The 19,818-nt window shown below is 73.6% G+C and carries 19 protein-coding genes; 13 read left to right on the forward strand and 6 right to left on the reverse strand.

What is annotated here, in order from left to right; genetic code table 11:
* Positions 1–204: 204 nt before the first annotated feature.
* On the forward strand, positions 205–1,953 hold the full coding sequence (locus tag ACZ4Z5_RS11500) for a glycoside hydrolase family 35 protein (protein ID WP_468260101.1): 1,749 nt from the start codon (positions 205–207) through the stop codon (positions 1,951–1,953).
* Positions 1,954–2,205: 252 nt separating this feature from the next.
* On the opposite strand, the gene ACZ4Z5_RS11505 is transcribed toward ACZ4Z5_RS11500, so the two are convergent.
* A complete protein-coding gene (locus ACZ4Z5_RS11505) occupies positions 2,206–2,976 on the reverse strand; it encodes a S1 family peptidase (protein ID WP_468260104.1) in 771 nt (256 codons plus the stop codon).
* A gap of 225 nt (positions 2,977–3,201) precedes the next feature.
* Here ACZ4Z5_RS11505 and ACZ4Z5_RS11510 point away from each other — a divergent pair, with 225 nt between their 5' ends.
* From ACZ4Z5_RS11510 to ACZ4Z5_RS11545, 8 genes are all read left to right on the forward strand, one after another.
* Positions 3,202–4,134, forward strand: coding sequence for a hypothetical protein (locus ACZ4Z5_RS11510; RefSeq protein WP_468260106.1), 933 nt, complete (start codon positions 3,202–3,204; stop codon positions 4,132–4,134).
* Between the two features lie 90 nt (positions 4,135–4,224).
* Positions 4,225–5,712, forward strand: a complete 1,488-nt coding sequence (locus tag ACZ4Z5_RS11515; RefSeq protein ID WP_468260109.1) for a HEAT repeat domain-containing protein — start codon at positions 4,225–4,227, stop codon at positions 5,710–5,712.
* A gap of 450 nt (positions 5,713–6,162) precedes the next feature.
* Positions 6,163–7,320, forward strand: a complete 1,158-nt coding sequence (locus ACZ4Z5_RS11520; RefSeq protein ID WP_468260112.1) for an ABC transporter substrate-binding protein — start codon at positions 6,163–6,165, stop codon at positions 7,318–7,320.
* Between the two features lie 7 nt (positions 7,321–7,327).
* Positions 7,328–8,260 carry an ABC transporter permease gene (locus ACZ4Z5_RS11525; RefSeq protein ID WP_468260114.1) on the forward strand — a complete coding sequence of 311 codons (933 nt, stop codon included), beginning with the start codon at positions 7,328–7,330 and terminating at the stop codon, positions 8,258–8,260.
* Complete coding sequence (locus tag ACZ4Z5_RS11530; RefSeq protein WP_468260117.1) at positions 8,248–9,084, forward strand: ABC transporter permease; 837 nt, start codon at positions 8,248–8,250, stop codon at positions 9,082–9,084. Before ACZ4Z5_RS11525 ends, ACZ4Z5_RS11530 begins: the two co-directional genes overlap by 13 nt.
* Positions 9,081–10,157, forward strand: coding sequence for an ABC transporter ATP-binding protein (locus ACZ4Z5_RS11535; protein WP_468260120.1), 1,077 nt, complete (start codon positions 9,081–9,083; stop codon positions 10,155–10,157). Before ACZ4Z5_RS11530 ends, ACZ4Z5_RS11535 begins: the two co-directional genes overlap by 4 nt.
* Positions 10,154–10,804 carry an HAD family hydrolase gene (locus ACZ4Z5_RS11540; RefSeq protein ID WP_468260123.1) on the forward strand — a complete coding sequence of 217 codons (651 nt, stop codon included), beginning with the start codon at positions 10,154–10,156 and terminating at the stop codon, positions 10,802–10,804. The genes ACZ4Z5_RS11535 and ACZ4Z5_RS11540 overlap by 4 nt, the downstream gene beginning before the upstream one ends.
* Before the next feature lie 13 nt (positions 10,805–10,817).
* Positions 10,818–11,576: a GntR family transcriptional regulator gene (locus ACZ4Z5_RS11545; RefSeq protein ID WP_468260125.1), complete on the forward strand. Its 759-nt coding sequence runs from the start codon at positions 10,818–10,820 to the stop codon at positions 11,574–11,576.
* 90 nt (positions 11,577–11,666) lie between these two features.
* Here the strand turns inward: ACZ4Z5_RS11545 and ACZ4Z5_RS11550 are convergent, their stop codons facing one another.
* Both ACZ4Z5_RS11550 and ACZ4Z5_RS11555 read right to left on the reverse strand, forming a co-directional pair.
* Positions 11,667–12,707 carry an SDR family oxidoreductase gene (locus ACZ4Z5_RS11550; protein ID WP_468260128.1) on the reverse strand — a complete coding sequence of 347 codons (1,041 nt, stop codon included), beginning with the start codon at positions 12,705–12,707 and terminating at the stop codon, positions 11,667–11,669.
* Positions 12,694–13,584, reverse strand: a complete 891-nt coding sequence (locus tag ACZ4Z5_RS11555) for an SDR family oxidoreductase (protein ID WP_468260131.1) — start codon at positions 13,582–13,584, stop codon at positions 12,694–12,696. The genes ACZ4Z5_RS11550 and ACZ4Z5_RS11555 overlap by 14 nt, the downstream gene beginning before the upstream one ends.
* Positions 13,585–13,647: 63 nt before the next feature.
* On the opposite strand from ACZ4Z5_RS11555, the gene ACZ4Z5_RS11560 reads away from it, so the two are divergent.
* The 4 genes from ACZ4Z5_RS11560 to ACZ4Z5_RS11575 are packed head-to-tail and all read left to right on the forward strand — an operon-like array spanning position 13,648 to position 17,115.
* Entirely contained in the window at positions 13,648–14,388 is a 741-nt protein-coding gene (locus tag ACZ4Z5_RS11560) for an enoyl-CoA hydratase family protein (RefSeq protein WP_468260134.1), read from the forward strand.
* A gap of 5 nt (positions 14,389–14,393) precedes the next feature.
* Positions 14,394–15,239, forward strand: a complete 846-nt coding sequence (locus ACZ4Z5_RS11565) for a CoA transferase subunit A (protein WP_468260136.1) — start codon at positions 14,394–14,396, stop codon at positions 15,237–15,239.
* Entirely contained in the window at positions 15,236–15,988 is a 753-nt protein-coding gene (locus ACZ4Z5_RS11570; protein ID WP_468260139.1) for a CoA-transferase subunit beta, read from the forward strand. The genes ACZ4Z5_RS11565 and ACZ4Z5_RS11570 overlap by 4 nt, the downstream gene beginning before the upstream one ends.
* Positions 15,985–17,115: an NAD(P)H-dependent flavin oxidoreductase gene (locus ACZ4Z5_RS11575; protein WP_468260142.1), complete on the forward strand. Its 1,131-nt coding sequence runs from the start codon at positions 15,985–15,987 to the stop codon at positions 17,113–17,115. The genes ACZ4Z5_RS11570 and ACZ4Z5_RS11575 overlap by 4 nt, the downstream gene beginning before the upstream one ends.
* A 65-nt stretch (positions 17,116–17,180) precedes the next feature.
* Here ACZ4Z5_RS11575 and ACZ4Z5_RS11580 read toward each other — a convergent pair whose 3' ends face one another.
* From ACZ4Z5_RS11580 to ACZ4Z5_RS11590, 3 genes are read right to left on the reverse strand one after another with little or no spacing between them, the layout of a single operon-like run.
* Positions 17,181–18,338: an acetyl-CoA C-acetyltransferase gene (locus ACZ4Z5_RS11580; protein WP_468260145.1), complete on the reverse strand. Its 1,158-nt coding sequence runs from the start codon at positions 18,336–18,338 to the stop codon at positions 17,181–17,183.
* Between the two features lie 22 nt (positions 18,339–18,360).
* On the reverse strand, positions 18,361–18,972 hold the full coding sequence (locus ACZ4Z5_RS11585; protein ID WP_468260148.1) for a TetR/AcrR family transcriptional regulator: 612 nt from the start codon (positions 18,970–18,972) through the stop codon (positions 18,361–18,363).
* 15 nt (positions 18,973–18,987) lie between these two features.
* On the reverse strand, positions 18,988–19,779 hold the full coding sequence (locus ACZ4Z5_RS11590; protein WP_468260151.1) for an SDR family oxidoreductase: 792 nt from the start codon (positions 19,777–19,779) through the stop codon (positions 18,988–18,990).
* Positions 19,780–19,818 lie beyond the last annotated feature (39 nt).

The raw sequence follows: 19,818 nt of genomic DNA on the forward strand, positions 1-19,818 counted from the left end.
CAGCTCCACCGGCAGTCACACCGGCAGTCACACCGGCAGACGCACCGGCAGGCGCACCGGCACTTCCCTCGCCGTTGACGCATCCAGGGGAGAACTGTGTCTGTCCCCTTCCGGTCCGTCCCTTCTGCGTCGATCTTTGTCCATGGACCGGGGCGCCGCCGGGGCCCACGGTGGGAACGGACGACAGGATTGGGGTCGGACATCATGAGCCGGTTCACCGCGGGGGTCGAGGGATTCGCGCTGGACGGGCGGCCGGTGCGGCTGCTGTCGGGAGCGCTCCACTACTTCCGGGTGCACGAGGGGCATTGGCGCCACAGGCTGGCGATGCTGCGGGCCATGGGGCTGAACTGCATCGACACGTACGTCCCGTGGAACCTCCACGAACCGGGCCCGGGCCGCTACCGGGACGTGGAGGCACTGGGCCGGTTCCTGGACGCGGCGCGCGAGGAGGGACTGTGGGCGATCGTGCGCCCCGGCCCGTACATCTGCGCGGACTGGGACAACGGCGGTCTGCCGCACTGGGTGACGGGCCCGCTCGGGATCCGGGTACGGACCAGCGATCCGGGGTTCACCCGGCCGGTGGGCCGCTGGTTCCGGAGGCTGCTGCGCGAGGTGACGCCGCGCCAGATCGATCACGGCGGCCCGGTGGTGATGGTGCAGGTCGAGAACGAGTACGGCTCCTACGGCACGGACCGGCGGTACCTGATGCAGCTGACGGAGCTGTTGCGCGAGTGCGGTGTGACGGTGCCGCTGTGCACCGCGGACGGGCCCGAGGAGCACCTGCTGACGGGCGGCTCGCTGCCCGGGGTGCTCGCGGCGGTCACCTTCGGCGCGGAACCCCGCGCCGCCTTCGACGTACTGCGCCGCTACCGGCCGGACGGGCCGCTGCTGTGCATGGAGTTCCGGTGCGGCCGGTACGACGAGTGGGGGGCGGAGCACTCCGTGCGGGACGCGGAGGACGTGGCGGGGACGCTGCGGGAGATCCTCGCCGAGGGCGCCTCCGTGAACCTCTCCATGGCACACGGCGGAACGAACTTCGGAGGCTGGTCGGGCGCGCACCGGACCGGCGCGCTGCACGACGGGGAGCTGCGGCCCGTCGCGACGTCCTACGACTACGACGCGCCCGTCGACGAGGCTGGGCGGCCGACCCCCGAGTTCGGGCTGCTGCGGGACGTGTTGTCGGAGCATGCAGACGGGCCGCTGCCGGAGCCGCCCGCCGTGCCCGCCCGGCTGGCGGCCCCGGTGGACGCGGACCTGACGGGCTGGGCGCCGCTCGGGCACGTCCTGGGCGTCCTCGGCGGCGAGGAGACGGCCGGGCCGGTGCCGCCGACGCTCGAGGAGCTGGACGTCGACCGCGGTGTGGTGCGCCATGTGCTGCACGTGCCGGGGCCGCGCGGTCCGTTGCCGCTGAGGCTTCCGGGGCTGCGGGACCGCGCGGTGGTGTACGTCGACGGAGTGCGGGCCGGCGTGCTCGACGGTGACGACCCGACGCTGCCCGTGCCGGTGGCGGGTCCGGCGGAAGTCGAGGTGTGGGTGGAGTCGCTGGGCCGGGTCTGCCGCGGGCCGCGCCTCGGCGAACCCAAGGGCCTCACCGGCGGGGTCCTGCACGAGCAGCAGTATCTGCACGGGGTGCGGTCCCAGGGGCTGCGGCTCGACGCGTTCGACGAGGCCGACGCCGTGCGCAAGGTGACGTTCGGCGTTCCGGTCGAACCTGGGGCGCCGGGGCTGTACGTGGGCGAGTTCACCGTCCGGGGCGCGGGCGACGGCGACCTCGGACTCCCCGGCTGGGTACGGGGGTTCGTATGGCTGAACGGTTTCTGTCTGGGCCGCTACTGGGCGGCCGGCCCCCGGACCGCGCTGTTCGTACCTGGCCCCGTGCTCCGGGAGGGCACGAATGTGATCTGGGTGCTCGAACTGGAGGGTGCGGGGGCGCTGCGGGCGCATCTGTCCTGATCCGGCCGGTGCGGACCGGCGGCGGAGGTACATCGTGCGGCGGCGGGCACCGTACAGCGGTGAACGCCGTGAACGGGGCACGCCCGTGGACGGAAGACGCCGGTGAACGGGAGTACGCGCCCCCTGGACGGGAGCGGCGCTGTGCACTTGCACGACAGGGCGGCGCGTAGCGGTGCGGCCGGGCGCCCCGGGGGAAGCGAGGGCGCCCGGCCGGTGAGTCGGGTCAGGTCGTGCCGCTGTGATGCAGGGGTGTCAGAGCGTCGCGGCGGCTGCTGCTATTTGCGAGGCGAAGGTGGAGACCTCGGTGTAGACGCCGGGGTAGTTGGGGCGGGCGCAGCCGATGCCCCAGCTCACGATGCCGACCTGGATCCAGGCTCCGGCGTTGTCGCGGCGGAACATCGGGCCGCCGGAGTCACCCTGGCAGGTGTCCACGCCGCCCTGCGGGAGGCCGGCGCAGATCTCCTCGCCCGGGACCAGGTCGGGGTAGGACGACTGGCAGGAGGCGTCGGAGACGAACGGCACCTGGGCCTTGAGCAGGTAGCGCTGCTGGCTGCCGCCCTCGCGGGCTGCGCCCCAGCCGGCCACGGTGAAGGTGCCGCTGTTGTACTCCGAGGTGGTGGCGATCTTCAGGGTCGGCAGGTTGACCGGCTTGGCGAGCTTGATCAGCGCCCAGTCCTTGCCGGTGCCGTTGTAGCCCGGGGCACGGAGGACCTTGGTCGACTTGACCTTGATGGCGCGGGTGCTCTGGAGGTCCACGACTCCGGCGGTGGCGGTGATGCCGGTGTTGTTGCCGGAGGCACCCACGCAGTGGGCGGCGGTCAGAACGATCTGCTGGGTGTAGAGGGCGCCGCCGCAGCCCATGGAGAGGCGGACCATGAACGGGAACTCGCCCTGGGCGGCGCGGGTTCCGCCGACGACGGGCTGGGGCGCGGCGGACGCGCTGGCGGGCTGGAGGCTGACGGCTGCGAGGACGACCGCACCGGCCGCGGCGCATCTTTTCAGGGCGCTCAGAATCTTCCTCAACGTTCAACCTTTCGTGGGGGGTTGACGGTTCACGCGTTGACGGTCCCTCGTTGGGGTGACATGGGCCCGTCAATACGTGCCACGGATTATCCGGACGCCCCGACCACCCCGGCAAGGCTCACTTTCCGGCCAGACGTGTTCGCTGAGCGGTACCACGGCGAGGCCGACCTACAGTGGAAGGACCGGTTGAAGACCGGTTCGGGCTCGGTCGCAGGGGGTGCGGGTGTGGCACACGGAAACGACGGCGGCACCGGTGCCGTGCACGGCTTCCCACACCTGGACACCGTGCGGCGGTCGGTCACCGCGCTGTACCGGAAGCTCTCCTACGAGGGCGTCCACGCCTACCCGGTGAGCGTGCTCCCCGCCGACGTGGCCTTCTCCGACCTCGACGACCTCCACCTCGGCGCGCAGCGCGTCGCCCGCGCGCTGGTCCGCCACCTCCGGCTCCCGGACGCCCGGGTGGTCGTCGCGTTCCGCGGGATGGAGCAGGCGGCTGCCGTCGAACTCGGCCCCGGGCCGGAGTACTTCATCGAACTCAACGACCGGTTCCGGACCCATCGCAGGGACATCGGAGCGGCCCTGGCCCACGAGATCACCCATGTGCTGCTGCACCGGATCGGGCTGGGCTTCGGCGACGTCCACGACAACGAGATCCTCACCGACACCGTGACGGCCTACCTCGGCGCCGGCTGGCTGCTCCTCGACGCGTACCGCGAGGACGCGCTCACCAGCCAGCGGCTCGGCTACCTCACGCCCGAGGAGTTCGGGTACGTGCTCGGCAAGCGTGCCCTGGCGTTCGGGGAGGATCCTTCCCCCTGGTTCACCAGCCCGCAGGCCTATCCGGCGTACGTACGCGGCCTGGCGCGGGCCCGGCAGGACGGCGAGGTGCAGCCGCTGACGGCGGCAGGCCGCACGGGGCGGCGCCGCTACGTCAGGGACCGCCGACAGGCCGGTGAGCACATGGCAGGACGCCCGGAGCCGGGGGCTGCCCACCGGTTCGAGCCCGGGGCCGCCTACGGGTTCGAGCCGGGACCGGACGGGCACCTGCGGGTCCATTTCCCCTGCCCCGTCTGCCACCAGCGGCTCCGTATGCCCGTCCGGGGGCGGCTGCGGGCGCGGTGCGGGCTCTGCCGCACGGTCCTGGACTGCGACACCTGAGGCCGATGCGCGGCCGGTGATGACGGAGACGGGGGCGACACGGGCGCAAACCGGTTGGCGGAGCCCCGCCCGACGCGACAGGGTCGGACCATGGAAGAACTGTTCGCGTCCCTCTACGAGGGCGACACCGATGCCGTGGTCCGACTGTTGCGCGCCGGTGTGTCCGCGGAGAGTGCGGACGAGGAGGGCGCGACCGCCCTCTACACGGCCTCCGTCCAAGGCCATGCGGACATCGTCCGGCTGCTGCTCGCTGCGGGCGCCGACCCCGATCGGGCCAGTGGCGCCGATGTGGTGGACCTCCCGCTGTGCGGCGCCGCGGCCGGCGGTCACGCCGAGGTCGTGCACGCGCTGCTCGCCGCCGGCGCGCGGCCCGATCTGCGGGAGGAGTTCGGCTTCACCGCCCTGGCCTGGGCCGTGCGGCAGGGACACGCACCGGTCGTGGACACCCTGCTGGAGTACGACGCCGACCCGGACCTCCCTGGCCCGGGCGACGAACCCCCACTGGTCCTGGCCGCCCGGCGCGGCTCCCCGTCGTGCGTACGGGTGCTGTTGGAGCTCGGGGCGAGAGCCGGCCGGGAGGAGGCGTTGGCCGAGGCGCTGCGCTGGACGGCGGTCGACGTGGAGCAGGAACTGCGGCGCGGTCTGGAGCTGGGCCTCGCGGACCGCGGGCACGAGATGGTTACCAGGCACGTGGAGGAGGACGGCGGGGTGACCGTCGTCGTGGAGGCGTTCGCGGACGACCGTACGGTCTCGGGGAACGAGCAGCAGACCGGCCACGCCGCCATCGCCACCCTGTTGGAGGCGGAGCTGGACATCGTCACCCCGTTCGAGGAACTCACCGAGCGGGCGCTGGCCTGCGGCGACCCGACGTACGACGACTGGATCGAGGCGGTGGGCGTCCTCACGCGACGCGGCGACGAGGAAACGTTCCGGAAGGCGGCGGCGCTGTGCGGCAGCGGCGACCCGCTGCGGCAGGCGTTCGCCGCGGACGTACTGGCCCAGCTGGGCTTCCACGGCGACGAACGCCCCTTTGCGGCGAAGGCGTTGCCACTGCTGCGGGAACTGGCGCGGGAGGCGGAGGACCCGGAGCTGATCCAGTCCGCCGTTCTGGGGCTCGGGCACCAGGGGGACCCCGCGGTGCTCCCGGAGATCCTGCGGCACGCCGGCCACCCCGACCCGGAGGTGCGCTACCGGATCGCACTCTCCCTGGCCGGTCTGGTGCCGGGCGACCACCCGGAGGGCGTCGCCGCGCTCGTCGCGCTCAGCAGGGACCCGGACGAACGCACCAGGGACTGGGCGACGACGGGGCTCGCGGGCGTCGACGCGGACACCCCGGAGATCCGCGAGGCCCTCGCGGCCCGCCTCGGCGACACCGACGCGGACACAGCGGCGGAGGCCGCGCGCGGACTGGCGATGCGCCGGGACCCGCGCGCCGTGGAGGCACTGGCGGAGCTCCTGTCCGCGACGGATCCGGAGGGCTACGCATACAGCACGGCCGTCGAGGCGGTGGAGCACGTCGAGGACGAACGCGTCCGGCGCCGCCTGCGGTCCACCCTGCCGCGGCGGCGGCGCGGCTGAGGCCGCCGGGGCGGCACCGCCCCGACGACACCGGAGGCGCCCGGGGCGGCACGCCGTGGGAGCCCGGGGCGGCGTGCCGACCTCGGCTCCCCCGAACCGCCCAGCCGCCCAGCCGCCCGGCCACCCAGCCACGCGGTCGCGCGGTCGCGCGGTCGCGCGGTCGCGCCAGGGCAGGCCGAACGCGCATCCACCACGCGCCCAGCCCGCCCCACCCGGGCTCGACACGCCCCAACACACCCACAGCCGGCGGAAGTCGACGACCACCCGGACCATGAAGCGGCAGCACTCCCCACCAGTCCCCGCCGCACGCCACGCCATGTGTCTGAAAATCGCCCTCCATTCGCTCCATAGGGGTCGGCCGACGTTCACCCGCGGGACACCAGTGCGGTTCGTAATGCAGGAGTTGTACAGACAACCCGGCCTCGACCGCATTCCCACGCTGGAGCTCTCGTGACCATCCCCCGCCCCCGCACGGCCACCGCAATCGCCGCCGCTCTCGCCCTCGGCGCCCTCGCGCTCACGGCCTGCGGCGCCGCCCCCGACAAGGCGGCGACCGGCGTCGACGGCAAGAACCTCGCCACCGCCGGCTCCGCCCAGGAGGCAGGCGGCATGGACGCCCTCGTCGCCGCGGCGAAGAAGGAAGGCGTGCTGAACGCCATCGCCATCCCCCGCGACTGGGCCAACTACGGCGCCATCATCGACGGTTTCACCAAGAAGTACGGCATCCAGGTCAAGGTCGAGAACCCGGACGGTTCCAGCCAGGACGAGATCAACGCCGTGAAGACCCGCAAGGGCCAGGACCGGGCCCCCGACGTCCTGGACCTCGGCGCGGCGTTCGCGCAGGCCGCCGCGGCCGAGGGCCTCACCGCCCCGTACAAGGTCGCCGCGTTCGACAGGATCCCGGCCACCCAGCGGGACGCGCAGGCGCGCTGGTTCAACGACTACGGCGGCTACGTCTCCATCGGCTGCGACGCCAAGCGCGTCAAGGTGTGCCCGCAGACCTTCGCCGACCTGCTCAAGCCCGAGTACAAGGGCATGGTCGCCCTCAACGGCAACCCCACCAAGTCCGGCTCCGCGTTCGCCGGCGTCTACGCGGCGGCCCTCGCCAACGGCGGCTCGTTCGACGACATCAAGCCGGGCATCGACTTCTTCGGCAAGCTGAAGAAGAGCGGCAACTTCAACCCGGTCGAGTCCACCCCGGCGACCGTCGAGAAGGGCGAGACCCCGATCAGCCTCGACTGGGACTACCTCAACGCCGGCTACGGCGAGCAGTTCAAGGCCAAGGGCCTGGACTGGAAGGTCGCGGTGCCCGGCGACGGCGTCTACGCCCAGTACTACTCGCAGGCCATCAACAAGGACGCCCCGCACCCGGCCGCCGCGCGGCTGTGGCAGGAGTACCTGTACAGCGCCGAGGGCCAGAACCTGTGGCTGAAGGGCCACGCCCGCCCGGTGCTGATGTCCGCGATGGAGGCCGACGGCACCCTCGACAAGGCGGCGGCCGCCGCGCTGCCCGCCGTCTCCGGCACCCCGAAGTTCCCGGACGAGCAGCAGACCGCGAAGGCCAAGGAGACCCTGGCGCAGGGCTGGTCCGCAGCCGTCGCCGGGTGACCGGCCGATGACCCTGCTCTCCTCCCCCGCCCCGGCGGCGGACACCGCACCGAGGGCCGCTCCCGGCGCCGGTGCGGCCCGCCGCCGCGGCCGGCCGCGCGGCGGTGCCGCGTGGCTCGCGGCGCTCCCGCTGCTGCTGGTCGTGGCGCTCGCCTTCGGGCTTCCGGCGCTCGCCATGACCGACGGTGCGCTCACCGTCAAGGACCCGGCGACGGGCGCCGCCGCCGGCTACGGCCTGGACAACCTCCGGCAGTCCGTCGACGGCGCCTACCGCACCGCACTGCTCGGCAGTGTCGAACTGTCCGCGCTCACCGCCGCCGCCGGCTCCCTGCTCGGGCTGCTGCTCGCGCACGCCGTCGTCACCTCCCGCAGCCGCGCGCTGCGGGAGGCGGTGCTCACCGCGTCCGGTGTGCTCGCCAACTTCGGCGGAGTGCCGCTCGCGTTCGCGTTCGTCGCGACGCTCGGCAACGCGGGCGTGCTCACCACCCGGCTCGGGCTCGACGAGCACGGCTGGACGCTGTACGGCTTCTGGGGCCTGGCCCTGACCTATCTGTACTTCCTGGTGCCGCTGATGGTGCTGACCGTCGCCCCCGCGCTGGAGGGCCTGCGGCCCCAGTGGCGGGAGGCCGCCCTGGACTGCGGCGCGACCGGACGGCAGTACTGGCGGCATGTGGGCATCCCCGTCCTGCTGCCCACCCTGCTCGGCGGGTTCGTGCTGCTGTTCGGCAGTGCGTTCGCGGCGTACGCCACGGCGGCGGCCATGGTCGGCAGCTCGGTCCCGCTGGTCACCCTCCAGATCGCCGACGCCCTGTCGGGCAACGTCCTGATCGGCCAGGAGAACGTGGCGCTCGCCCTCAGCCTCGACATGGTGCTGGTCGCGGCACTGGTGATGGCCGTCCACCTGCCGCTGCAGCGAAGGAGCACCCGATGGCTCGCATAAGTGCCCTGCGGCCCGGACGCGCCGCGGTCATCCTGGTCGCCGGGATCTACTTCCTGGTGCCGCTGCTGGCGTCCGCCGTGTTCACCCTGGACATCCCCGGGGAAGGCCTGACCCTCTCCGCGTACACCCGCATCCTGGGTGCACCGGGCTTCACGTCCTCGCTGCTGCTGTCCCTCGCCCTGGGCGCCGCGACGGTCGCGCTGGTGCTGCTGCTGACCGTTCCGGCGGCCGTGGCGGTACGGCTGTCCGCGCGACGGCTGCGGCCGGTTCTGGAAGTGGTGTGCACGCTGCCGCTGGTGGTGCCGCCGGTCGCCCTCACCGCGGGTATCGGCACCGTCCTGCGGTGGGGCCCCGAGAAGCTGTCGACGACACCGCTGTACCAGACGTTCGTGGCCGTGCAGAACCCGGACTTCCCGTTCGTGCTGGTCCTCGCGTACACCGTGATGGCGCTGCCGTTCGTGTATCGGGCGCTGGACGCCGGGCTGCGTTCCGTCGACGTGCGGACGCTGGTGGAGGCCGCCCGCGACCTGGGCGCGTCATGGCCGCGCGCACTGGTGTCGGCGGTGCTGCCCGATCTGCGGGGCGCGCTGATGAGCGCGTCCTTCCTCACCCTCGCCCTGGTCCTGGGCGAGTTCACCGTCGCCTCGCTGCTGGGCTTCCAGCCGTTCCCGGTGTGGATCGTGCAGGCGTCGGGGTCGGACGCCCGGCTCTCGGTGGCCGTGTCGCTGCTGAGCCTGCTGCTGACCTGGCTGCTGCTCCTGGCCCTGACCACGCTGGGCGGACGCCGGCGGTCCACACGTACGTACGGAGGAACGACTCGATGAACACCACGAAGGAGGCGCCGGCCCGCGCCGGCGCGGCGCTCCGGATCCGCGGCCTGCGCCGGGAGTTCGGCTCCACGGTCGCCCTGGACGGGCTGGACCTGGAGGTCGCACCGGGCGAACTCCTCGCGCTGCTCGGCCCGTCCGGCTGCGGCAAGACGACCGCGCTGAGGGTCCTCGCGGGCTTCGAACAGCCCGACGAGGGGCAGGTGCTGCTGGACGACGAGGACATCGTTCCGGTGCCCGCCAACCGCCGTGACACCGCGATGGTGTTCCAGTCGTACAGCCTGTTCCCGCACCTCACGGCCGCCGACAACGTGGCGTTCGGGCTGCGGATGCGCAAGGTGGGCGCGGCCGAGCGGCGGGCCCGGGCGGCGGAGCTGCTGGAGCTCGTCGGACTGCCCGAGCACGGCGGCCGGTTCCCTCACCAGCTGTCCGGCGGACAGCAGCAGCGCGTCGCGCTGGCCCGGGCGCTCGCCCTGCGGCCCCGGCTGCTGCTGCTCGACGAGCCGCTGTCGGCGCTCGACGCCCAGGTGCGGGTGACGCTGCGGGAGGAGATCCGGCGGCTCCAGCTGGAGCTGGGCATCACGACGGTGTTCGTGACGCACGACCAGGAGGAGGCGCTGTCCATGGCCGACCGGGTCGCCGTGATGAACGGCGGCCGGCTCGAACAGTGCGCCTCCCCCACCGAGCTGTACGCCCGGCCCGCGACGCCGTTCGTCGCGTCGTTCATCGGCACCATGAACCGGCTGCCCGGCCGGGCCGTCGGCGGCGGCACGGTCGAGGTGCTCGGCCGGCGGCTGACGGCCGACGGGGACGCCCCGGAGTCCGGGGACGTCGAGGTGCTGGTCCGGCCCGAGGCTCTGGAGGTCGTCGCCGACCCGGACGGACCGGCCGTGATCACCGGGAGCGCCTTCCACGGGCCGGTCACCCGGCTGCGGGTGCGGCTCCGGGACGGCACCGCCGTCAAGGCCGACGTGCCCACGCACGCGGGCGTTCCGCTCTCCCCCGGCGACCGGGTGTCCGTGCGGCCCGCCGAGCGGCCGGTCCTGGTGGCCGGAGGCCCGGCCGCATGAGGGACAGGACACTGCAGGCCGTGCTGTTCGACATGGACGGCACTCTGGTCGACACCGAGGACGTGTGGCTGGAGGTCGTGGGGGAGGAGGCGGCCCGGCACGGCCGGGTGCTGGACGCCGAGCGGCGTGCGGCGGTCACCGGCCGGTCCGTGGAGGACACCGCCGCGCTGCTGTGCGGGTTCCTGGGCGTTCCGGAGGCCGGGCTCGCCGCGGCGCTGGGCGGGGACTTCGCCGCCCGGCTCTCGGCGGGCGCCGCGCCCCGGCCCGGCGCCCTGGAGCTGCTCGCCGTGCTGCGCGGGCGCGGAGTGCCCACGGCGCTGGTCTCGGCGTCGCCCCGGGCCGTCGTGGACCGGGTCGCCCGGACCCTGGACGGGCACCGCTTCGACGCCGTGTTCGGTGCGGAGGACACGGTCCGCACCAAACCGGCACCCGATCCGTACCGGGCCGCGGCGGCCGCGCTGGGCGTCGATCCGGCCCGCTGCGTGGCCGTGGAGGACAGTCCGACCGGCGTGTCGTCGGCGGTCGCGGCGGGCTGCCGGGTGCTGGCGGTCCCGTCGACGCAGCCCCTGGAGGCGACGGACGGGGTGACCGTGCTGGACTCCCTGGCCGAGGCCGACCTCACGCTGCTCCGCTCCCTGGTCGCATGACAGTCTGGGTCACGTGAACGAGGCAGGAAGCAAGGCGCCGTTGTACGCCGGGGTCGCGGCGGATCTCCGCACGGCCATCACGGCGGGCGAGTACGGCTCGGGGGCACGGCTGCCCACGGAGGGCGAACTGGCACGCCGTTACGGAGTGTCGAGAGGCACGGTGCGCCAGGCGCTCGCCGTGCTCCGCGCGGACGGCCTGATCACCTCGCGGCGCGGCACCCGGCGTGTCGTCCTGGAGTCGTCCCCGCGGCTGCACAGCATCGGCGAACTGCGCAGCTTCACGCGGTGGGCGCGGTCGCTGGGCGAGGAGCCGGGCGGCCGGGTCGTGGACCTGGAGACCGTGCGGGCGACCTCCGAGGAGGCGGACCAGCTCCGTCTCGCGGAGGGGGCGCCGGTGGTGCGGGTGCTGCGGCTGCGCACGCTGTCGGGGGCTCCTGTGATGGTGGAGCGGACGACGTATCCGGAGCGGATCGGCGCGCTGGTGGCGGAGCTGCCCCCGGACACGGTGTCGCACTCGGAGCATCTGGAGCGGCACGGCGTGCTGTTCGTCGACGCCCGGCACACCATCGACCTGGTCCGGGCCGACCGGGCGGACGCACAGCTGCTGGACTGCCGCGCGGGGGACGCGCTGCTGCGGGAGCGACGGCGGTCCACGGATCCGTCGGGGTGCCCGGTGGAGTGGTCGCAGGACCGCTATCTGCCGGGGACGGTGGCGTTCACGATGCACAACTCGACGGCGACGAGCGCGCTGGGACGCCGGCTCAAGTCGTGACGCGGGGGCCGGCGCGAGTCGTGACGCGGACGTCGGCTCACGTGTGACGCGCGGGCCGGCGCGACGGGTCCTCGGGCGGCGGCGCCGCGCTCACCGCTGCCCGTACACCGGTTGCGGCTTCTCCGCCGCGGCGAGCAGGTCCCGGGCCGTCCGGCCCGCCTCGGCCGGGGTCCGGCGCGCCCCGCTGTCGGCAGTGGGGCCGGGGCGCCACCCCTCCATGACGGTGATCCTGCCGCCCTCGGCCTCGAAGACCCTCCCGGTCACGCCCTCCGAACCGGCCGAACCGAGCCAGACGACGAGCGGTGAGACGTTCTCCGGGGCCATCGCGTCGAACCCGCCGTCCTCCGGCGCCGCCATCGCCGCGGCGAAGGTCTGCTCGGTCATCCGGGTCCGGGCGGCGGGGGCGATGGCGTTGACCAGGATCCCGTAACGGGCGAGTTCCGCGGCGGCGACGAGCGTCAGCCCCACGATCCCGGCCTTGGCGGCACTGTAGTTGCCCTGCCCCACCGACCCGAGCAGCCCGGCTCCCGAGCTGGTGTTGACGATGCGTGCCCGCGGCGTCCGGCCCGCCCGGGCCTCGGCCCGCCAGTGCGCCGCGGCGTACTTGAGCGGCAGGAAGTGGCCTTTCAGGTGGACGCGCATGACGACGTCCCAGTCGTCGTCGTCGAGATTGACGAGCATCCGGTCGCGAAGGAACCCCGCGTTGTTGACCAGGGTGTCGAGACGGCCGAAGGCGTCGAGAGCGGTGCCGATCAGCGAGGCGGCTCCCTCGGTGGTCGCGATGTCGCCCCCGTGGGCGACCGCCCGGCCGCCCACCGCCCTGATCTCGTCGACGACGCCCCGGGCGGGCCCCGTCGACGGGTCCGAGCCGTCGGCGCCCACGCCGAGATCGTTCACGACGACGCTCGCCCCCTCCGCGGCGAAGGCCAGGGCATGGGCGCGCCCCAGCCCCCGCCCGGCGCCGGTGACGACGACCACCCGGCCCTCGCAGATTCCCCGTGCCGCCCCGGCGCGGGGCGCCGACGCCCCGGCCTCCGGCCGGCGGGACGCGGGTGCGTCGACCGCGTGCGCCCCCGGCGCGGACGTGCTCGGCGCGGACGTGTTCCGCAGTGGTGCGTCAGGTATCGGCATGTCGGGTCTCCCTGCTGTCCTGGTCGACGGCCGTGTCCCGGTTCGCGTCCCGGTTCGCGTCCCGGTCGACGGTCGTACCCCGGTTCGCGTCCCGGTCGCCGTTCGCGTTCCCGTTCGTGCCCCGGTCGACGTTCGCGGCGTCGAGGAAGGCGGGGCGTTCCCCGCCTCCGTGTACGAGCAGCGAGGCGCCGGTGATGTACGCCGCTGCCGGTGAGGCGAGGAACACGGCGGCCGACCCGATGTCGTCCGGGTCGGCGAGCCGGCCCAGCGGTACGGTGCGGCCGACCGCCTCGACGCCGGCCTCGTCGCCGTAGTGCAGATGCGCGCTCTCGGTGCGGACCATGCCGGGGACGAGGGTGTTGACCCGGATGTGCGGGGCCCATTCCACGGCCATGGTGCGGGCGAGGTTGTCCAGGCCGGCCTTGGCCGCGCCGTAGGCGGCGGTGCCCGGGGAGGGCCGGGTGCCGCTCACGCTGCCGATCATCACGACGCAGCCGCGGGACGCCCTGAGGTGTTCGTGTGCGGCGAGACTCGCGGTGAGCGGGGCCAGCAGATTGAGCTCCACGACCCGGGCGTGGCGTTCGGCGCCGGCGTCGCCGAGCAGCCGGTAGGGGGTGCCGCCCGCGTTGTTGACGAGGACGTCGAGCCGCCCGTACGCCGCAGTCACCTCCGCGAAGAGGGTGTGGACGGCGGTGGCGTCACACAGGTCGACTGCCGCGAACTCCGCGGTGCGGCCCGCCGCCCGGACCGGTTCGCCGGGCGGCTTGCGGGCACAGACGACGACGTCGGCGCCGGCCCGCAGGAACGCCCGGGCGATGCCCGCGCCGACCCCGCGCGTGCCGCCGGTGACGACCACGGCTCTCCCGTCGAGTTCCATTCGCTGCTACCTTCCTGGCAACGCACCTAACAAACGTTTGGTGGAAAGGTAGCTGATCCGCTGATGGGTGTCTCCACCGCGAACCCGGCCGAGGGCGTACATCTCGTCACCGTCGACTACCCGCCGGTCAACGCGCTGCCCGTGCACGGCTGGTACGAACTCGCCGACGCGGTCCGCGCGGCGGGCCGTGACCCGGACGTCCGCTGCGTGGTGCTGGCCGCCGAGGGCCGCGGGTTCAACGCCGGGGTCGACATCAAGGAGATCCGGCGCGACCCGGGCCACGACGCCCTGCTCGGCGCCAACCGGGGCTGCTACGAGGCGTTCGGGGCGGTGTACGAATGCCAGGTCCCGGTCGTCGCCGCCGTGCACGGGTTCTGCCTGGGCGGCGGCATCGGTCTCGTCGGCAACGCGGACGCGATCGTGGCGAGCGAGGACGCCGCCTTCGGCCTGCCCGAGCTGGACCGGGGCGCGCTCGGGGCGGCCACCCATCTGGCCAGGCTGGTGCCCGCGCATCTGATGCGGGCGCTGTACTACACCTCGCGCACGGCGAGTGCGCGGGAGCTGCATGCGCACGGCTCGGTCTGGCGGGTCGTCCCCCGCTCCGGGCTCCGCGCCGCCGCCCTGGAACTGGCCGGGGAGATCGCCGCGAAGGACGGCGGTCTGCTGCGGCTGGCCAAGGCCGCCATCAACGGGATCGACCCGGTGGACGTCCACCGCAGCTACCGCTTCGAGCAGGGATTCACCTTCGAGGCGAACCTCAGCGGGGTCGCCGACCGCGTCCGCGGAACCTTCGGGAAGGAGTGACGTCCGTGGCCGACAAGTCCATGACGGCCGACGAGGTCGTGGCCCGGCTGCACAGCGGGATGACGCTGGGCATCGGCGGCTGGGGCTCCCGGCGAAAACCGATGGCCCTGGTCAGAGCACTGCTCCGGTCGGAGATCACCGATCTCACCGTGGTTTCCTGCGGCGGCCCCGACGTCGGGATGCTCGCCGCGGCCGGCCGTGTCCGCAGGCTCGTCGCCCCCTTCGTCACCCTCGACTCGGTCCCGCTCGAACCGCACTACCGGGCCGCCCGGGAGTCCGGCACCCTCGAACTCACCGAACTCGACGAGGCGATGTTCCTGTGGGGCCTGACCGCCGCGGCCCACCGCCTGCCGTTCCTCCCGCTCAGAGCCGGACTCGGCTCGGACGTCCTGCGGGACCCCGGGCTGCGCACGGTCACCTCCCCCTACGAGGACGGCGAGGAACTGGTCGCCGTGCCCGCCCTGCGGATGGACGCCGCCTTGGTGCACATGAACCGCGCCGACCGGCTCGGCAACGGCCAGTACCTGGGGCCCGACCCGTACTTCGACGACCTGTTCTGCGCGGCCGCCGACACCGCGTACCTGTCGTGCGAACGGATCGTGGACACCGCCGACCTCACCAAGGACACCGCACCGCAGACCCTGCTGATCGGACGGCACCTGGTCGGCGGGGTCGTCGAGGCCCCGAACGGGGCGCACTTCACCTCCTGCGCCCCCGACGACGACCGTGACGAGGCCTTCCAGCGCCATTACGCGACCACGCCCTGGCCTGAGTTCGCCGCACGCTTCCTGACGGGCGACGAGCACGCCTACCGCTCCGCGGTCCGCGCCTGGCACCAGGAGCAGCGGTGACCGGCGGCGGCGGGCCGGTGACCCGCGCCGAGTACTGCGTGATCGCCTGCGCCGAGGCATGGCGGGGTGACGGCGAGATCCTGGCGAGCCCCATGGGGATCGTGCCGGGCATCGGCGCCCGGCTGGCCCGCCGTACCTTCGCCCCCGATCTGCTGCTCACCGACGGCGAGGCGCTGCTGGTGGGCGCCGACGGCACGGTCGAGGGCTGGCTGCCGTACCGGCAGCACCTGTCCCTGGTCTCCGGCGGCAGACGGCACGTGATGATGGGGGCGAGCCAGCTCGACCGGTACGGCAATCAGAACATCTCCCGTATCGGCGGCTCCGGCCGGCCGTCGCGGCAGCTTCTCGGGGTGCGCGGCGCCCCCGTCAACACCCTGAATAATCCGACGAGTTACTGGGTGCCCCGGCACTCTCCCCGGGTGTTCGTGGAGAAGGTGGACGCGGTGTGCGGGGTCGGCTACGACAACGCGGCGGCCGCCGGGCCGAGCGCCACCCGTTTCCACCGGATCCGGCGGGTCGTCAGTGATCTCGGGGTGTTCGACTTCGACACCCCCGACCGCACGATGCGGATGGTGTCGCTGCACCCGGGGGTCACGGCCGACCGGGTCCGGGAGGCCACCGGGTTCCCGCTCGGCGGCGAAGCGGAGGACGTGCCCCGCACCCGGGAGCCCGCCGCCGCGGAACTGCAGCTGATCCGGGAGGTACTGGATCCCGGGGGGCTGCGCGACCGGGAGGTGGCTCGCCGGTGAGGACGGCGCTCACCGAACTCGTCGGGGTGCGCCATCCGGTCGTGCAGACCGGCATGGGGTGGGTGGCCGGGCCGCGGCTGGTGGCCGCCACCGCCGAGGCGGGCGGTCTCGGCGTCCTGGGGTCCGCGACCATGACCGCCGGCGAACTGCGGTCCGCCGTCCGCGAGGTGCGGTCCCGGACGGACGCGCCGTTCGGCGTCAATCTGCGCGCCGACGCGGGGGACGCCCGCGAGCGGGTGCGGATCATCGTGGAGGAGGGGGTGCGGGTGGCGTCGTTCGCCCTCGCCCCGTCACGGGGGCTGATCGCCGAACTGAAGGACGCCGGAGTCGTCGTCATCCCCTCGGTCGGAGCCCGCCGGCACGCCGAGAAGGTCGCCGCCTGGGGCGCGGACGCGGTGGTGGTGCAGGGCGGCGAGGGCGGCGGGCACACCGGAGAGGTGGCCACGACCGTACTGCTGCCACAGGTCGTGGACGCCGTGGACATCCCGGTGATCGCGGCCGGGGGCTTCCACGACGGACGCGGGCTGGTCGCGGCGCTCGCCTACGGCGCGACGGGCATCGCGATGGGCACCCGGTTCCTGCTGACGTCGGACTCGACCGTTCCGGACCCGGTGAAGGCGCGCTATCTGGCCGCCGGGGTCAAGGACGTGACGGTGACGACGGCCGTGGACGGACTGCCGCACCGAATGCTGCGCACGGAGTTCGTCGGCGCGCTGGAACGGTCCGGGCGGGCCGTCGCCCTGGCGCGTGCCCTGCGGCACGCCGCCGCGTTCCGGCGCGTCTCGGGGATGTCCTGGCGGCGGATGGTCCGTGACGGGCTCGCGATGAGGCACGGCAAGGAGCTGTCCTGGAGCCAGGTGCTGCTCGCCGCGAACACCCCGATGCTGCTGAAGGCGTCCATGGTGGACGGCCGCACCGACCTCGGCGTGATGGCCGCCGGGCAGGTCGCCGGGGTGATCGACGACCTGCCGAGCTGCAAGGAGCTGATCGGCCGGGTGATGGCCGAGGCGGAGGAAGTGCTGGCCGGGCTGGGCGCGCCGGAGGGGCTGGAAGGGCCGGACGGACGGGAGGGGCCGGACGGACGGGAGGGGCCGGGCGGACCGGGCGGGCTCCCGGCCACGGACTGAGCGGTCCGCACGCGTACGAGGGAGCCGCGGCGTCCCCGCCGCGGCTCGCAGCCGCAAGAGAGCGCTCAGAGCCTTTCGATGATGGTGACGTTCGCCTGGCCGCCGCCCTCGCACATCGTCTGGAGCCCGAACCGGCCGCCGGTCCGCTCCAGTTCGTGCAGCAGGGTGGTCATCAGCCGGACGCCGGTCGCGCCCAGCGGGTGGCCGAGCGCGATGGCCCCGCCGTTGACGTTGACCCGGGCGGGATCGGCCCCGGTCTCCTTCAGCCAGGCGAGCACCACCGGCGCGAAGGCCTCGTTGATCTCGACCAGATCGAGGTCGTCGATCGACATGCCGGTCTTCTCCAGCGCGTGCGCGGTGGCCGGGATGGGTGCCGACAGCATGCGGATCGGGTCCTCGCCCCGTACGGAGAGGTGGTGGATCCGGGCGCGCGGGGTGAGCCCGTGGTCCCGGACGGCCCGTTCGGAGGCGACGAGCAGGGCGGCTGCGCCGTCCGAGACCTGGGAGGAGCAGGCCGCGGTGATGGTTCCGCCCGGCATGACGGGCCGTAGGGCGGCCATCTTCCCGGCGCTGGTGTCCCGGCGCGGGCCCTCGTCTGCGGTGACGTCGCCGTAGGGGACCAGTTCGCGGTCGAAGCGGCCCTCGTCGGCGGCGCGGACGGCCCGCCGGTGGGATTCGAGGGCGAACTCCTCCATGTCGGTCCGGGTGATGCCCCATTTCCGCGCGATGAGTTCGGCGCCGTGGAACTGGTTGACGGGGGCGTCGCCGTAGCGGGCGCGCCAGCCCTCGCTGCCCGCGAAGGGGCCGTCGGTCAGGCCGAGCGGTTCGGCGGCCTGCCGGGAGGCGAAGGCGATGGGTATCTGGGTCATGCTCTGGGTGCCGCCGGCGACGACCAGGTCCTGGGTGCCGGAGAGCACACCCTGCGCGGCGAAGTGGACGGCCTGCTGGGAGGAGCCGCACTGGCGGTCCACGGTGACGCCCGGCACCTCCTCGGGGAGTCCGGCCGCCAGCCAGGCGGTGCGGGCGACGTCCCCGGCCTGCGGGCCGACGGCGTCCAGGCAGCCCATGACGACATCGTCCACGGCGGCCGGGTCGATGCCGGAGCGGGAGACCAGGGCCGTAAGGACATGGGCGGCGAGGTCGGCGGGATGGACCGCGCCGAGGCCTCCGCCGCGGCGTCCGACGGGGCTGCGGACGGCTTCCACGATGTAGGCCTCGGCCATGGCTTCTCCTCGGATCGGGTCGTCAGGTGCGTACGGCGATGCCGTCCAGGACCATCGACAGGTACTGGCGGGCGATCTCCTCGGGGCTGTGCTGTCCGCCCGGCCGGTACCAGGAGGCGGCGACCCAGACGGTGTCGCGGACGAAGCGGTAGGTGAGCCGGACGTCCAGGTCGGCACGGAACGTCCCGTCGGCGACGCCGCGTTCCAGGGTGCCGAGCCAGGCCTTCTCGAACTTCTGCTGCGAGTCGGCGAGGTAGTGGAACCGCGGCTGGACGGACAGGTGCCTGGCCTCCTTCTGGTAGATGGCGACGGCGGCCAGGTGCCGGTCGATCTCCCGGAAGGACTCGGTGACCAGCGCCTCGATGGTCTCCCTCGGTCCCAGCCCCGCGCCCAGCACGGCGTCGTACCCCGCCCACAGTTCGTCGAGGAACGTGGCGAGGATCTCGTCGAGCATCGACTCCTTGGAGTCGAAGTGGTAGTAGAGGCTTCCGGCGAGCATGCCGGCCTCGTCGGCGATCCTGCGGACGGTGGTGGCGTTGTAGCCGTGGGCGGCGAACACCTCGGCCGCGGTGGCGAGGAGTTCTCGGCGCCGTTCGGGGGTGGCGGTCACCTGGGGCTTCTTCCTGTCGGTCACGTGACCATTGTCCGCTCAGGGGTGCCGGCTGCTGACGGAGACGGTCTCGCCGGTCATGTACGAGGAGTAGTCGCCGACGAGGAAGACGATGACGTTGGCGACCTCCCACGGTTCGGCGGGGCGGCCGAACGCCTCCTGCGCGGCGAGCCGGTCGAGCACCTCGGGCGAGGTGACCCTCACCAGATGGGGGTGCAGGGCGAGGCTGGGGGCGACGGTGTTGACGCGGACGCCGTAGGCGGCGGCCTCCACCGCCGCGCAGCGGCCGAGCGCCATGACGCCGGCCTTGGCGGCGGCGTAGTGGGCCTGGCCCGCCTGGGCCCGCCAGCCGAGGACCGAGGCGTTGTTGACGACGACGCCGCCGCGGCCCGCATCCCGGAAGACCCGCAGGGCGGCGCGGGTGCAGCGGAAGGTGCCGTTCAGCGTGACGTCGAGGACGCGGGTCCACTGCTCGTCGGTCATGTCGGCGAGTTCGGCGGTGCCGCCCAGGCCGGCGTTGTTGACGACGATGTCGAGCCGGTCGTCGAAGTGCCGTACGGCCGTGCGGAAGAGGTCCTGCACCTGGCTCTCGTCGGTGACGTCGCAGGGCACGGAGGCGACGCGGCCGGCACCGAACTCCGCCGCGAGCGCGGCCTCGGTCTCCTCCAGACGGCGGGCGTGCGCGTCGCCGATGAGGACGCGGGCACCCTCCTCCAGGAACCTGCGGGCGGTGGCCCCGCCGATCCCGGCGCCCGCCGCCGCGGTGATGACGGCGGTGCGGTCCGCGAGCAGTCCGTGCCCGGGAACGTACTGAGGCTTGTTGTCCGTCACGGCCTCACGTTAACCTACCAAACACTTGTTAGGGAAGGG

This window comes from Streptomyces sp. NPDC030222, assembly GCF_055573115.1.